This window comes from Streptomyces fructofermentans, from assembly GCF_014651055.1.
GTDB lineage: Bacteria > Actinomycetota > Actinomycetes > Streptomycetales > Streptomycetaceae > Streptomyces > Streptomyces fructofermentans.
The window spans coordinates 41,722-56,413 of the sequence record NZ_BMWD01000035.1 but is presented as its reverse complement, the minus strand read 5'-3'; the positions used below and the strand labels follow the sequence as shown (position 1 = coordinate 56,413).

The 14,692-nt window shown below is 71.9% G+C and carries 9 protein-coding genes; 5 read left to right on the top strand and 4 right to left on the bottom strand.

Annotation, left to right across the window (positions count from 1 at the left end; all coding sequences use genetic code 11):
• Positions 1-5: 5 nt before the first annotated feature.
• Together IE265_RS33620 and IE265_RS33615 are read right to left on the bottom strand one after the other, a co-directional pair.
• On the bottom strand, positions 6-344 hold the full coding sequence (locus IE265_RS33620; protein ID WP_190039551.1) for an STAS domain-containing protein: 339 nt from the start codon (positions 342-344) through the stop codon (positions 6-8).
• On the bottom strand, positions 344-4,537 hold the full coding sequence (locus tag IE265_RS33615; RefSeq protein ID WP_229916819.1) for a SpoIIE family protein phosphatase: 4,194 nt from the start codon (positions 4,535-4,537) through the stop codon (positions 344-346). Before IE265_RS33615 ends, IE265_RS33620 begins: the two co-directional genes overlap by 1 nt.
• Before the next feature lie 235 nt (positions 4,538-4,772).
• On the opposite strand from IE265_RS33615, the gene IE265_RS33610 reads away from it, so the two are divergent.
• On the top strand, positions 4,773-5,966 hold the full coding sequence (locus IE265_RS33610; RefSeq protein ID WP_190039549.1) for an acyl-CoA dehydrogenase family protein: 1,194 nt from the start codon (positions 4,773-4,775) through the stop codon (positions 5,964-5,966).
• Positions 5,967-6,050: 84 nt separating this feature from the next.
• On the opposite strand, the gene IE265_RS33605 is transcribed toward IE265_RS33610, so the two are convergent.
• Together IE265_RS33605 and IE265_RS33600 are read right to left on the bottom strand one after the other, a co-directional pair.
• Positions 6,051-6,485, bottom strand: coding sequence for a DUF7144 family membrane protein (locus IE265_RS33605; RefSeq protein ID WP_190039548.1), 435 nt, complete (start codon positions 6,483-6,485; stop codon positions 6,051-6,053).
• A 136-nt stretch (positions 6,486-6,621) separates the two neighbouring features.
• Positions 6,622-8,958 (bottom strand): SpoIIE family protein phosphatase, encoded by a 2,337-nt coding sequence (locus tag IE265_RS33600; RefSeq protein WP_190039547.1) that lies wholly within the window; start codon positions 8,956-8,958, stop codon positions 6,622-6,624.
• Positions 8,959-9,481: 523 nt separating this feature from the next.
• On the opposite strand from IE265_RS33600, the gene IE265_RS38760 reads away from it, so the two are divergent.
• From IE265_RS38760 to IE265_RS33580, 4 genes are all read left to right on the top strand, one after another.
• On the top strand, positions 9,482-11,014 hold the full coding sequence (locus IE265_RS38760) for a gluconokinase, GntK/IdnK-type (protein WP_190039546.1): 1,533 nt from the start codon (positions 9,482-9,484) through the stop codon (positions 11,012-11,014).
• Positions 11,011-11,961: a cyclase family protein gene (locus IE265_RS33590; protein ID WP_190039545.1), complete on the top strand. Its 951-nt coding sequence runs from the start codon at positions 11,011-11,013 to the stop codon at positions 11,959-11,961. The genes IE265_RS38760 and IE265_RS33590 overlap by 4 nt, the downstream gene beginning before the upstream one ends.
• A gap of 138 nt (positions 11,962-12,099) precedes the next feature.
• Complete coding sequence (locus tag IE265_RS33585) at positions 12,100-13,680, top strand: GMC oxidoreductase (protein WP_190039544.1); 1,581 nt, start codon at positions 12,100-12,102, stop codon at positions 13,678-13,680.
• 164 nt (positions 13,681-13,844) lie between these two features.
• Positions 13,845-14,684, top strand: coding sequence for an SDR family oxidoreductase (locus IE265_RS33580; RefSeq protein ID WP_190039543.1), 840 nt, complete (start codon positions 13,845-13,847; stop codon positions 14,682-14,684).
• Positions 14,685-14,692 lie beyond the last annotated feature (8 nt).

Genomic DNA, 14,692 nt, shown 5'->3' with positions numbered 1-14,692 from the left:
CCTGCTCAGTCCTGCACGGGGTCCGCCCGCACGGACTCCGGTTGCGTGGAGTCCGGCTGCGCCGAGTGGACCGTCGTCAGGCGGGCCAGGCCCGAGATCGTCAGTACGGGTTCCAGCAGCGGCGTCGCGATGAGTTCCAGCCGGTCCACGTGCGCGAACAGGACGTTGAGGCCGGCGCTGTCGAGGTAGTCGACGGCGGTCAGGTCGAGGACGAGCGGACCCAGCGTGCCGACGAGGGCCTCGGAGAGCTTGTCGCTGTTGCTCATGTCGATCTCGCCGGCCACCGCGAGCAGGGGAGTGCCGTCCGGGCGCTCGCCGCGCGTGACAAGGAGCGGGGTGGGCATCAGGGGATCCTCGTGTGCAGGTCGACGGTGGTGCCGGCCGGGCCGGGTGTGATGGTCACGTGGTGCATCAGTGCCTTCATGATCGCTATACCGCGGCCGCGGTGGGGACTCGCCGCGGGATCACCGGGCTTCCAGCGCCCCGTGTCGGCGACGGTCAGCCGCAGACCGTCCGTCAACGCCTCCGCCCGCAGGCGGATCGGGGCCCCCGGGCTGTGCCGGTGCCCGTGCTCGACGGCGTTGGCGCACGCCTCGCCGGCGGCGATGAGCACGTCCTGCGCCGTTCGCGCCGGCAGGTCGCACCGGGTGAGCCAGGTGCGCAACGCGTTCCTCACGGGCGCGAGTTGCCCGGACTCCGCGGGGAACGCCATCTCCAGCGGGGCTGGGTGACGGTAGATCAGCAGGGCCACGTCGTCCTCGAAGCCCCCGGAGGGGGCCAGCCGGGACATGACGTGTGTCGCCAGGTCCTCCACGGGAGTGCCCCGGCCCGTCCGCAGGGCCTCCGCCGCCTGGTCGATGCCGACGTCGAGCGACCTGCGGCGGCGCTCGACGAGCCCGTCGGTGTAGAGCAGGAGGGTCGACCGGGCGGGTATCGGGCACTCGTCCTCGGGGCGCTCGGTACCGGGACGCACCGCAAGGGGCAGGGAGCGCCCGCGGTCCAGCAGCCGGGTGGTCCCGTCGGCGAAGGTGAGGACGCCCGGCGGGTGCCCGGCGCTGGAGTACGTCAGACGGCCGGTGCGCGGGTCGAGCACGCCGCAGAAGACCGTGGTGCAGTTGGCCCCGGGTATGCCGGCGGCGAACTGGTCGAGGGCCATGAGCGTCCTGGCGGGGCTGGGGTCCTGGAGGAACAGGGCCCGGCAGGCGCTGCGCAACTGCCCCATGACGGTGGCGGCTTCGAGACCCCGGCCCACGCAGTCGCCGACCACGATGCCCATCCGCCCGTCGGGCAGCGTGATGATGTCGTACCAGTCGCCGCCGATCTCCAGCGGCGGGGTGGCGGGTTCGTAGCGCACCGCGAACCCGTCGGGCAGCCGCGAGGGGCCGAGGATGGCGCGCTGGAGGGCCAGGGCGGTGTCGCGCTGCTGGTCGATCTGGTGGGCGCGCGTCATGGCCTGGGCCAGGCGTCCTGCCAGCAGCGCGAGCAGCAGTTGGTCCTCGGCGCTGAACGGCCGCCGGTCGCCGAACTCGATCCACAGGGCCATCGGTCCGTCGGGGTGCTCCAGGTGGATGCCGGCCCCGGTGTCTCCGCAGACCGGATTGAGCAGCGGCTGCCGCAGCAGCTCCGCGAGCATCGCCTCCTGATCGCGGTCCGGCAGGTGTCCCTCCGGCGCTCCGTCCGCCGTGACGTACGGCTCCCCGCCCCCGCCGTGGACGGTGGCGAGGACGTGCTCGGCGCGCCACAGGCCGCGCAGTTCGGACAGAGCCGCGGCCAGTGTGTCGGGGAGCGTGCCGGCCTGCGACAGGCGGGTGCTCAGGGAGGCGAGCGCGCTCTCGCGCTGCACGGCGTGGTGCTCGGCGGTGACGTCGCGGAAGGTGCCCACCATCATCCGCCGCCCGGTGTCCGGGTCCTGCGTCCCGTTGTACGTGGCGCTGACCCACAGGCGGCGCCCGTCCCGGTGGGTGACGGGGACGGTACGGCTGCGGTGGCGGTCCTCCAGGAGGCTCCCGAAGGCCTCGGCGACCTGCTGGTGGGCCTCGGGGTCGGTGACCGGGTCCGGCCACCAGGGGTGGTGCGGGGCGAAGGGGAGGTCCTCCGGTCCGTAGCCGAGGATGTCGCTGAACGCGGCGTTGATCTCGATGACCGCGCCGTGCTCGTCGCAGACGAAGAACGCCTCCTGGAGCGACTCCACCAGTGCGGTGCGCCACCGCAGGTGATGGGTGCGCAGCCGCGCCAGCTCGACGTTCGCCCGTACGCGTGCCAGCAGTTCGGCGGCGGCGAACGGCTTCACGAGATAGTCGTCGGCCCCGGCGGCCAGCCCTTCGATGGACGCCTCCTGGCCGGCCCGCGCGGACAGCAGCAGCACCGGCACGGACGCCGTGCGCGGATCGGTGCGCAGGGCGTTCAGCAGCGAGAGGCCGTCCATGCCCGGCATCATGACGTCACTGATGATCAGGTCGGGCAGGTTCCTGCGGACGGCCTCCAGCGCCTGCCCGCCGTCGCCCACGGGCTGCACCTCGTGCCCCGCCCCGTGCAGCAGGCGGGTGAGGTACTCGCGCATGTCGGCGTTGTCGTCGACGACCAGCACACGGGCCGGGGACGCGGGGCCGGCGTCCACTCCGACGGCCTCCGGCTCCGCGTCGGGCCCCTGTTCGTGGGCCACGAAGGTGTCGGGCCCCTGCTCGTTGCCCGCGGCCGTGTCGTCGGCGGGCAGCCAGCGCAGCGCCTCCTGCACGTAGGGCGCCGCCGTGACGGAGGTGGTGGGCACCCCGGGGGAGTCGGCGACGGTGTCGGCCGGGAGGTGCGCGGTGCCGAACGGCAGCCGGATCGTGAAGCGGGTGCCCTCGCCCTCGGTGCTGTCGGCCGCGATGGTGCCGCCGTGCAGGCCGACCAGCTCCTGGACGAGGGCGAGGCCGATCCCGCTGCCCTCGTGGGAGCGGGACCGCGCTCCCGTGATGCGGTGGAAGCGTTCGAAGAGGCGCGGCATCTCGTCCGCGGGGATGCCCACTCCCGAGTCCGCGACGGTGACCACCGCCAAGCCGTCCTCCTCACGCACGGCGACCCGTATGCCGCCGTCGAAGGTGAACTTGAGGGCGTTGCTCAGCAGATTGAGGACCACCTTCTCCCACATGCCCCGGTCGATGTGCACCGGATCGCGCAGCGGCACGCAGTCGACCGTGAAGCCCAGGTCCGCCTTGTCGATCGCGGAGCGGAAGACGCTGGCCAACTCTGCGGTGACGGAGGCCAGGTCGACAGGCTCGTAACGGGCCTGCATCCGGCCCGCCTCGATACGCGAGAAGTCGAGAAGGGTGTTGACGAGCCTGCCCAGCCGCAGGCCGTTGCGGTGGACGGCCTCCAACTCCTGCCGCACCCGCGGGTCGGAGTCCGAGAGCCGGCTCCGCAGCTCCTCCACGGGCCCCATGATCAGGGTCAGCGGGGTGCGGAACTCATGGCTGATGTTGGAGAAGAAGTCCGTCTTGGCACGGTCGAGTTCGGCCAGTTCCTCCGCCCGCCGCTGCTGCGCCTGATAGCTGCGCGCGCTGCCGATGCCGGCGCCGACGTATCCCGCGGCGAGTTCGATGAACCCCCGGTAGCCGTCGTCCAGGGCGCGGTAGCGGTTGAGGCCCGCCACGAGGAACCCGCTCGGCGGCCTGCCCTGCTGCAACAGGGGCACGACCAGCGCCTGCGTCGGTGACTCGGGCCACGCGCCGGTACCCAGACCGGCGAAGGCACCGCCCTCCAGCGGGACGCACACGGGCTCCCCGCCTGCGGCGGCCTCCGCCGGCCACACGCCCCCGGAGCCGTCCAGGGGCAGCAGTTCCGGCGCGGCCGGATGCCCGGCGTCGATGCCCGTGGTGCCCGAGAGCCGTGCCGTGCCCCCCTCGAACAGGTACGTCAGGGTGAAGGGCAGATCCTCGCGGTTGCGGCCGAGCTGCCGGCCCGCGAAGGCCAGCATCTCCTCCTCGGTGCGCACCACGCTCGGGTCGGAACCGAGGTCGCGCAGGGTCGACATCCGCCGCTCGCCGATGACCCGCTCGGTGTCCTCGCTGACGACGCACAGCATGCCCACCACCGCCCCGTCGTCGTCGCGCAGAGGGCTGTACGAGAACGTGTGGTACGTCTCCTCGGGATACCCGGAACGCTCCAGGAACAGCAGCAGCGCCTCGTCCCACGTGGCCTCGCCCGTGGTCAGCACCTGGTCGATGCGGGGACCGATGTCGGGCCAGATCTCCGCCCACACCTCGCTCGCCGGACGCCCCAGCGCCCACGGGTACTTGCGGCCGAGCGTGTTGCTGCGATAGGCGGCGTTGCACAGGAACGTCAGCCGGGGGCCCCACGCCATCCACATCGAGAAGCGCGACGACAGCAGGATGTCCACCGCCGTGAGCAGACTCTGCGGCCACTGGGCCGGCGGCCCGAGCGGCGTGGCCTCCCAGTCGACCGCGGCGAGGTCCGCGCCCGTACCGCCGTCGGCGGCGAAGGCGTCACGCCATGCGGTCGGCAGCGGCTCCCGCTCGGCGTCGTGCGACTGCGCCACTGGGCACCCTTTCGTCCGCGGCCGCCCCTCGGGCCGGCTCCGTGTCGTTCGCGCTGTGTGCTTGTGCTTGTGCTCCGTGCATCGCGCCCCGGGCTTCGCGACCCGGGCCCGGTACGCCCGGTGCCGTCTCCCTTCCCCGGAACGAGGGGAATGCACCCTGTTGTTGAAGGAAGGGCGATGCGAGGCCGCGGGGACTCGTGTGCATCGAGCAACGAAAGTGTGGAAGAAGGCTGCCATGACTGCTGACATGGACGATCGGACCACCGCCGACTTCTACGACTTCGAGTCCGTGCTGTCGCACGAGGACCGCAAGATACTCCTCAAGACACGTGCGTTCATGCGGAACGAGGTGGCGCCGCTGGTGAACAAGAGCTGGGAGGACGGCGTCTTCCCCAGGGAGTTGATCGACCGATTCCGTGAAAGCGGCCTGGTCGGCCTGTCGTTCGAGGAGTACGGCGACCGCGGTCCGGCCGCCGGCCACCTGCTCAGCGGGATGATGGCCATGGAGATGAGCCGGGTCGACGCGTCCGTGGCCACGTTCTTCGGCGTCCACAACGGCCTCGCCATGTACGCGATCCACTCCGGCGGCAGCCAGGAGCAGCGGGACCGCTGGCTGCCCGGCATGGCCCGGATGGACACGATCGGCGCCTTCGCCCTCACGGAGCCGCTGGGCGGGTCCGACGTCGCGGCCGGTATGCGCACCACGGCCAGGCGCGAGGGGGACGTGTGGGTCCTCGACGGAGCCAAGCGGTGGATCGGCAACGCCACCTTCGCCGACCATGTCGTGGTCTGGGCCCGTGACGTGGAGGACGACCAGGTCCGGGGCTTCGTCGTGGACCGGGGGACGGAGGGCTTCGCCACGGAGAAGATCGCGCGCAAGACCTCCCTGCGCATCGTGGAGAACGCGGACATCACCCTGACCGGCGTGAGGGTGCCGGAGCGGGACCGCCTGCAGAACGTCGACTCGTTCCGGGACGTCGCGGAGGTCCTGCGGGCCACCCGCAGCGGCGTCGCCTGGCAGGCGCTCGGCGTGATGGTCGGGGCGTACGAACTGGCCCTCGCCTACGCCAAGGAGCGGCAGCAGTTCGGTCGTCCGCTCGCCGGCTTCCAGCTCGTGCAGGACCTGCTCGTCAGGTGCCTCGGCAACGTGACCGCCTCCTGGGCGCTCCTGCTCCAGCTCGCGCGCCTCCAGGACTCCGGGGTGCTGGAGGACGAGCACTCGTCGCTCGCGAAGGCGTACGTCACCACGCGGATGCGGGAGGTCGTCGCCTGGGCCCGGGAGATCTTCGGCGGCAACGGCATCGACCTCGACTACGACGTGGCCCGGTTCTTCGCGGACGCGGAGGCCATCTACTCCTTCGAGGGGACCCGGGAGATGAACACCCTCATCGTCGGAAAGGCGATCACGGGCGAGAGCGCCTTCGTGTGAGGGCGGCCGCTCCCGGGACGGGGTCCCGGGAGCCGGGTGCGGGGACCCGGCTCCGGCGGGGTCCGGGAGCCGGGTCCGGCGGGGTCAGTCCTCCGAAGGGCTCGGTGCGCAGCAGAGCGCCCAGATGACGACGGCGTTCAGCGCGATCAGCGTCGCGGCCCAGAACGGGGTGTAGGGGAGCCACAGGAAGTTCGCGATGAGGGAGAGCGTGGCCACGACGACACCCACGGCCCGCGCCCAGACCGCTCCCTGGAACAGGGCGACGCCGGCCAGGGTGACGACCAGGCCGACGACGAGGTGGATCCAGCCCCATGCGGTGAGGTCGAACGCGAACACGTAGTTGCGGGTCGTGGCGAACACGTCGTCGTCGGCGATGGCGGAGATGCCCGCGAACAGCGCCATGAGTCCACCGAGGATCATCAGGACGGCCGCGAACACCAGCCATCCGCCGCTCACGCCTGCCGCGGCGGAGCTCCGGACGCCCGCGTCCGGCCGGATCCCGCTCACTTCACTCGCCATCACCGGCTCCTTCGTGTCGTGCGGCCGACCGGCCGGGCGGTGTGGGGCCCGGCCGGCGGGGTCACCTCCCAATGTCGGCCAACCGGGTGCCTCCCGCACCTCGTGACCCCGGCCGGGCGCGCGGGGGCAGCGGGCGTCAACGGGCCGGGGCTCCGCCGGGCAGTTCCAGCTCGGTCCAGATGGTCTTGCCCGCGTTCGTGAAGCGGGCACCCCACCGCTGGGCCAGTTCGGCGCAGATGAAGAGGCCACGCCCGCCCTCGTCGCCGGCCTGCGCATGGCGCAGGTTCGGGGACACCGGGCTCGAGTCGCTGACCTCGCAGGTCAGGGTGCGACTGCGGATGAGCCGCAGCGTGAACGGCGGAGTGCCGTGCCGGACCGCGTTGGTGGCCAGCTCGCTCACCACCAGCTCGGCGTCCCAGATGAGTGCGTCGAGGTGCCAGGCCTCGAGCTGGGAGCGGACCTGGCGGCGCGCCTCGGCCACGGCCGCCGGGTCGGCCGGAAGGTCCCAGGTGGCGAACTGGTCGGAGCCGAGCGCCCGGGTGCGGGCCAGGAGCAGGATCGCGTCGGCGTCGGGCTCCTCGGGCGTGGCCAGGCGGGCTGCCTCGTCCCGCATGGCGTCCAGGGAGAGGCCCGGGGCCGCAAGGATCCGCCTCAGGGGGTCGAGGTGCGCCTGCGCGCCGGTGTCGGCCGGCTGGAACGCGTCGGTGTGCAGCCCGATGACCGTTCCCGCCTCCAGTCGCAGGCGTGTGGAGGCGAACACCGCACCGTCGTCGTCACTGCCGAGAGGTGGCGCCTGCGCGATGTCGGGGACCTCGGTGGTCCCGTCCGGGAGTGCCAGGACCGGCGGGGGGTGTCCGGCGAGCCCGATGGTGAGGTTGAGCGTCAGCGGGTCGTAGATGCCGTAGGCGCACCGTGCGGTCAGCGGCTCCTCCTGGGGCGACCGGCCGATGGACAGCGCGGCCCGTTCGGCGGCCAGGCGGATGACGGTGTCGTTCAGCTGGGCGAGCAGTTCGTCGCACTCCAGGTCGAGCGAGGACAGGGTGCGGATGGCCGTCCTGAGCTGGCCCATCGCCGTGGTCGAGTGGATGCCCGCGCCCGACACCCGGCCCATGGTCAGCGCGACCCGCGCGCCGGAGAGCGGGATCACGTCGAACCAGCCGCCGCTGGCCCGCGTGGGCCGGTGGTAGTGGGCCGTCTCCACCGCGGCGGGGTCCGGCGGGTTCTCCGGGAGCAGATAGCGGTGCAGTGTCACCGCGATCGTGTGCTCCCGTGTGTAGCGACGGGAGTTGTCGATGTGCAGGGCGGCGCGCGCGGCCAGCTCCCGCGTCAGGTCGAGATCCTCCGCCTCGAACCGGGGCCGGCCGGGGGAACGGTAGAGGCTCAGTGTTCCCAGCACTCCGCCCCGCAGGGTCAGCGGGGCGACGATCGCGGAGTACGGGTCGCCCGCGGGGCCGCTGTCGGACAGGGGGATGTCCAGTCGGGCGACCGGGGGCGGCCGGTAGGTCACGAGGTGGGGCTGGAGGTCGTCGAGCGACTCCAGCCAGGCCGCCGGAAAGCGGACGGGCCCGGAGTGCGCGCCCGGCGATTCGTGCAGGCGGTCGCCCGAGGCGGATGCGATGCGGCGTAGGGGCATGTCGCGTGCGATCGGCGCGGACGGCGGTTCGTCGCCGCGGACCACGGAGTCCAGGAGGTCCAGTTCGACGTCGTCCGCGAAGTCGGGTACGAGGACCCGGACGAACTCGGCGCACGTGGTGTCCATCTCCAGCGTGCGGCCGACGTTCTCGCGCGTCGTGTTGAGGAGCCGTGTCCGGGCGAGGGCCCGTTCGTGCTCGGTGACGTCGACCACGGAGGTGGCCGCCCCGAGGGTCCGCCCCGCGCTGTCGCGGAGCGGGAGGATCGACACCGAGTAGAGGTGCTCCCGGTCGGGGTCGCTGGGCGGACGGGCACCGAGGAGCTGGTCGATCGCCGGCTCACCGGAGGCCATGACGTCGCGCAGCATCGCGTCGGTCGCCTCGGGTGCGGTCAGCCGGGCCACGTCCGTGAGCCGGTGCCCGACGATGTCGGCGTCGTGGAGCCCGCTCATGCCCTTGGTGGCCGTGTTCACCCGCATGACGCGCAGTTCGGGGTCGACGACCTGCATACCGATGGGGGAGAGCGTGAAAAGGGCCTCCAGCAGGGCCAGGCCGACCGGGTCGGGGACGCCGTTCAGCGGCGCGCGGTACACCCCCCACCCTCCGGAGCCGTCCGGGAGGGCAAGGGGCAGCAGGAGCAGTCCGTTCGTGAGCACCGCACGGGTCCGTGCGACGGCCTCGCGGTCGGACGACGCGAGGATGCCGCTCATGACGGCTCCGGCCGGCCGGCCCACGACCTCGGACGCGGTGCGGCCGAGCACCCTCCGGGCCTCGTCGCTCCACTCGCGCACGATCCCTGCCGCGTCCACCACCAGCAGCGCGTCGTCGGATGACGATGACATGGACGGATCGCCTCCGGGTCACTTGCCTCGACGGCTCGGCCGGGCCGTCGCGTCGTCACGCGTCCGGACCTTCTTCCCAGGGTGAGGTCTGAAGTGACGCCCCGCACATCGGGGGTACCCACCTACCCACCGCGTCGAGCGCGTTCGACGCACGACGTGCCCCGCCGTCGGCGTGCGCCTGTGGAGACAGGCGCCGAAAATGGCGTAGCACCCGCCACATCCCGCGGGACGGCCGTGGGACACGAAGGGAAAGTGGCATGACGAGTCCTGCGAGCGTCTTCGCTGAGACGGCCTTACCGTCCGGCGCTGCGGGGGGTGTCCTGGTCCCCGGGGGAGTCCGCGCCGATACCGGGAGCACGTACTCCGGTACAGGAGGAACGGGCCGGCGCTTCGGGGGGACGCGCCCGGCCCGTGGACGGGCGCTCCGGGAGCGTCACCGCCGCGCCGGACCGCTGACACGCGGGGGCCACGGCGCCACAGTCGGTCCGCCGCCCTCGGCAGGGCTGCGGCCCGTCACTGCCCCATGACGGCCGAGGCGGCCCCGCGGGCCGTGCACGCCGGGGCGCCGAGGCTGGTGCTGATCGTCGGGATGTCGGGTTCGGGCAAGACCACGGTGGGCCGGCTCCTGGCGGAGAGGCTCGGGTGGCGCCTGCGGGACGGGGACGAGTTCCATTCCCCCGAGAACCGGGCCAGGATGGCGTCCGGCCACCCCCTCACGGACGCCGACCGGCAGCCCTGGCTCGATGCGATCGGTACCTGGATGGACGGTGAGATCGCGGCGGGGGAACCGGCAGTCGTCACCTGCTCCGCTCTCAAACGCGCCTACCGGGACAAGTTGCTGTCGGGCCGGCCGGAGGCGCGGCTGGTGTACCTGCACGGTTCACGGGCTCTGATCCATGACCGGCTGGCATCCAGGCACGGTCACTTCTTCCCCGCCCGCCTGCTGGAAAGCCAGCTTGCGGACCTGCAGGAGCCCGGGCCGGACGAGCACCCGCTCACGGTCGAGATCGACCAGACGCCGGAGGCGATCGTCACCGAGGTGCTGTCACTCATGTACCGGGGGGCGGAACCGGAAGTGCTCGGGGTGGGCGCCGCAGCGAGCACTGCCGCACCGGCCGAGGGGGTGCACGTACCCTCCAGCGCCACCGGGGACGAGTGGCGGTTGAGCAGCGGCGGGCATACGGCCGTCGTGGTCCGGATGGGGGCCGGGCTGCGCCACTACGAGGTGGACGGCAGGCCTGTACTGGACGGATTCGACGCCGGATCCCCCGTCCTGGGTGGCAGGGGCCAGATCCTGGCACCCTGGCCCAACCGCGTCGGCGACGGCCGCTACCGGTTCGGCGGCCAGGACCTGCAGCTTCCGCTGAACGAGTCGGAGAAGAACAACGCGATCCACGGTCTGCTCCGCTGGCATCCCTGGCAGCTGCTCGCGCGCGGCGACGACATGGTGTTGCTGGGCACCACGCTCTTCCCGCAGCCGGGCTACCCCTTCCTGCTGGATGTGACCGCCGAGTACCGACTGGGCCCCGACGGGCTCGACACCACCCTCCGCGCCACCAACACGGGGGACGCACCCGCCCCGTACGGCGTGGGGCAGCACCCGTACGTGACGGTCGGCACCGCCACCGCCGACAGCGTGCTGCTGACCGTGCCCGCCCGGTACCGGCTGAAGACCGACGAACGGGGCCTGCCGACGGGACGCGAGTCCGTCGACGGCACCCCGTTCGACTTTCGTACGGCCCGTCCCATCGGCGAGCAGCCACTGGACACCGCCTTCACCGGACTCGACCGCGATGCCCGCGGCCGGGCGTTCGTCCGGCTCGCCCACCCCTCCGGCCTGAGGGGCGTCGACGTCGAGCTGGGTGAGGGCACGCGGTACGTGCAGATCTACACGGGCGACACGCCGGCCGAACCCGGGCGCAGGCGTACCGGTGTCGCGGTGGAGCCCATGTCATGCCCTGCGGACGCGTTCCGCAGCGGCACCGGGCTGACCGTGCTCGAGCCCGGCGCCCGCCACACGCTCCACTGGGGCCTGAGACCGTGGGAACGCCCATGACATCACCGACGCCCCCGGCTGAGCAGCCCCGCCTGACCGCGGACGAGTTCCGGACGCTCCACGAGCGGCTGCGTGCCATGGCGCGCACCGCGGGCAACGCGGAGCGCGGAGCCCTCGACCAGCTCACACCGGAGCGGGTGGCGGCCGCTGCCACCGAGGTCCGGCTCGGACTCACTGTGTCGCTGGCCGCCGAGATCCAGACGCACCCTGCCCCGGACAACCCCGAGCCCGCGACCCACCGGATCACCGTGCCCGCCCTCGAAGACCTCACGTCGGACGGGCTCCACTTCGCCACCGACCGCTTTGCCATGAACGTGCACGGGGACGCGGACAGCCACCTCGACGCCCTGTGCCACGTCCTGTTCGACGGCGCCCTGTACGGCGGTGTGCCCGCGTCCAGCATCGGTGCCGACGGTGCCCGCGCCCTCGCCGTGGAACTGGCGGCCGACGGCATCGTGGGCCGCGGCGTACTGCTGGACATCCCGGCCCTGCGCGGAGTGCCCTGGCTGGAACCCGGGGACCATGTGACCGCCGAGGACCTGGCAGCCGCCGAGGCCGCACAGGGCGTCCGGGTCGGACCCGGCGACCTCCTGTTCGTCCGGGTCGGTCATCGCCGCCGCCGCGCGGAGCTGGGCGCGTGGGACGCGTCGCGGGCACGGGCCGGGCTGCATCCGGCGGCCGTTGCGTTCCTCGCCGAACGCAGGGTCGCGGTCCTGGGCGGGGACGGCAACAACGACACTGCCCCCAGCGCGGTGCCGGGCGTCGGCTTTCCCGTGCACGTGCTCGCCATCAATGCCATGGGAGTGCACCTGATGGACTACCTGCAGTTGGAGGAGCTGACCGCGGCCTGTGCGCGCGCGGGCCGCTGGAGTTTCCTCTGCGTCGTCGCGCCGCTGAGGCTGCCGGCGGCCACCGGTTCTCCCGTCAACCCGATCGCTGTGCTGTGACCGCGGTGCTCCCGTCACGCGTCGCCGTTCACCGGAAAGGCGTATATGTTCCTTTAGTCGGCAATGCTTGGTCTCCGCCGCGCGCAGTGACAGGCCCGTGCGGCAGGCAGGGCCCTGAGCGCAAGGACGGAGGTCGCCGTGGGCGACTCCCCGCACTACGACGTCATCATCATCGGCACCGGAGCCGGCGGCGGCACCCTCGCCCACCGGCTCGCCCCGTCGGGGAAGCGGGTCCTCCTCCTGGAGCGCGGCGGCCACCTCCCGCGCGAGAGGGACAACTGGGACTCCACCAGTGTGTTCGTGAAGGGCAAGTACCGGGCGCCGGAGTTCTGGCTCGACCGGAACGGTGACGAATTCCCGCCCGAGGTCAACTACTACGTCGGCGGGAACACCAAGTTCTACGGCGCCGCGCTCTTCCGGCTCAGGCCCGAGGACTTCGGCGAGATCCGGCACCACGGCGGTGTGTCGCCGGCCTGGCCGATCCCGTACGAGGAGCTGGAGCCCTACTACACCGAGGCCGAGCACCTCTATCTCGTGCACGGACGGCACGGTGAGGATCCGAGCGAGGGCGCGGCGAGCGCCCAGTACGCCCACCCGCCCGTCGAACACGAGCCCCGGATCCAGCAGTTGAGCGACGATCTGGAGAAGCGCGGGCTGCACCCCTTCCACCTGCCGATCGGGGTCGACCTCACCCAGGACCGTGACGGCCGGGCCACGCACACCAGTGTCTGCATCCGGTGCGACAGGGTGGACGGGTTCCCCTGTCTCGTGCGCGGCAAGTCCGACGCCGAGGTGATCTGCGTCGAACCGGCTCTTCGGCACCCCGGAGTCGAGATGGTGACCAGCACTCGTGTGGTCCGGCTGGAGACCGACGCGAGCGGGCGCAGCGTCAGCGGCGTCGTCGGCCGGCTCGCCGACGGCTCGGAGGTCCGGTACACGGCCGATGTCGTGGTCGTCTCCTGCGGGGCCGTCAACTCGGCCGCCCTGCTGCTCGCGTCGGCGAACGAGCACCATCCGCGGGGCCTCGCCAACAGTTCCGACGTGATCGGCCGCTTCTACATGCGGCACAACAACCTCGCGCTGATGGCCCTGTCGAAGGAGCCCAACGACACCCGGTTCCAGAAGACGTTGGCCCTGCACGACTGGTATCTGGGCGCCGACGACTGGGACTTCCCGCTCGGGGGGATCCAGATGCTCGGCAAGTCGGACGCCGAACAGATCCACGGCGAGGCACCGCGATGGGCCGGTGCGGTCACCCCGGACAAGCCGTTCGAGGTCATGGCGCACCACGCCGTGGACTTCTGGCTCTGCGGCGAGGACCTGCCCGTGTCCGACAACAGGGTCACCCTGGACGGCGACGGCCGGATCCACCTCACCCTCGACGAGAGGAACAACATCGAAGGGCTGAAGCGGCTGCGACACAAACTCCAAGGCATGCTGGGGCACTTGGGCATGCAGGAACACCAGCTGCTGTCCCACAGCATCTATCTGCACAAGGGCATGCCGATCGGGGCGACCGCCCACCAGGCCGGCACCGTCCGCTTCGGCACCGACCCGGCGGCCTCCGCCCTGGACGTCAACTGCAAGGCACACGACCTCGACAACCTGTACGTCGTCGACACGAGCTTCTTCCCGAGCGTCGGAGCGGTCAATCCGTCCCTGACCGCCATCGCCAACGCGCTGCGGGTCGGCGACCACCTCAAGGCCCGGCTCAACTGAGGGCCGGGCCGGTGCTGGCCCGAACGGGGGAAGAAGTACCGCTCAACGGCCCACTGTCGGCCCGCCCTGCTCGCAGCCCCCCGGAGCCGGTGATTGCGTGACCCTCCTGACCAGCCGGCTGCGGCCGGGCGGACGAGAGCCGCGCAGCGGGGAGGCAACACAGGATGGGTTCATCGGTCGGCGCATCGCACGCCGTGATTCCGGCGCATCTGCTCAAGGGCCAGAAAGCACTGGTCACCGGAGCCAACTCGGGCATCGGCATGGCCACCGCCGTGGCGCTGGGCCGGGCGGGCGCAGACGTGGTCGTGAACTACGTCGCCGACCCCGAAGCCGCTGACAAGGTGGTCGAGCAGATCGCCTCACTCGGAGTGCGAGCGGCCGCGTACCAGGCGGATGTGTCCCGCGAGGACCAGGTCACGGCCATGATGGACCGCATGGTCCAGGAGTTCGGGACCATCGACATCCTGGTGGCCAACGCGGGCATGCAGCGTGACGCGGCGCTCACCGACATGACACTCGCGCAGTGGCAGAAGGTCATCGACGTCAACCTCACCGGCCAGTTCCTGTGCGCCAGGGAGGCGACGAAGGAGTTCCGGCGCCGCGGAGTGGTACCGGAGGTCTCCCGCGCGGCCGGGAAGATCATCTGCATGAGCTCGGTGCACCAGCTCATCCCCTGGTCCGGGCACGTCAACTACGCCTCCTCCAAGGGCGGCGTCCAGATGATGATGGCGACCCTGGCCCAGGAACTCGCACCGCACAGGATTCGCGTGAACGCCGTCGCTCCCGGCGCCATCAGGACACCGATCAACCGCAGCGCCTGGGAGACCGCCGAAGCTCGTGAGGACCTGCTCAGGCTGATCCCGTACGACCGGATCGGCGACCCGGACGACATCGCGAACGCCGTCGTGGCACTCGCCTCCGACCTCATGGACTACGTGATCGGGACGACGCTCTACGTCGACGGAGGCATGACCCTCTTCCCCGGGTTCGCCACCGGCGGCTGACCACCTCC

Excerpts from the sequence above, each read along its gene's own strand:
- IE265_RS38760 (WP_190039546.1), top strand. The coding sequence starts at position 9,482 with ATGACGGCCGAGGCGGCCCCGCGGGCCGTGCACGCCGGGGCGCCGAGG.
- IE265_RS33600 (WP_190039547.1), bottom strand. The coding sequence starts at position 8,958 with ATGTCATCGTCATCCGACGACGCGCTGCTGGTGGTGGACGCGGCAGGG.
- IE265_RS33580 (WP_190039543.1), top strand. The coding sequence starts at position 13,845 with ATGGGTTCATCGGTCGGCGCATCGCACGCCGTGATTCCGGCGCATCTG.
- IE265_RS33590 (WP_190039545.1), top strand. The coding sequence starts at position 11,011 with ATGACATCACCGACGCCCCCGGCTGAGCAGCCCCGCCTGACCGCGGAC.
- IE265_RS33610 (WP_190039549.1), top strand. The coding sequence starts at position 4,773 with ATGACTGCTGACATGGACGATCGGACCACCGCCGACTTCTACGACTTC.
- IE265_RS33620 (WP_190039551.1), bottom strand. The coding sequence starts at position 344 with ATGCCCACCCCGCTCCTTGTCACGCGCGGCGAGCGCCCGGACGGCACT.
- IE265_RS33605 (WP_190039548.1), bottom strand. The coding sequence starts at position 6,485 with ATGGCGAGTGAAGTGAGCGGGATCCGGCCGGACGCGGGCGTCCGGAGC.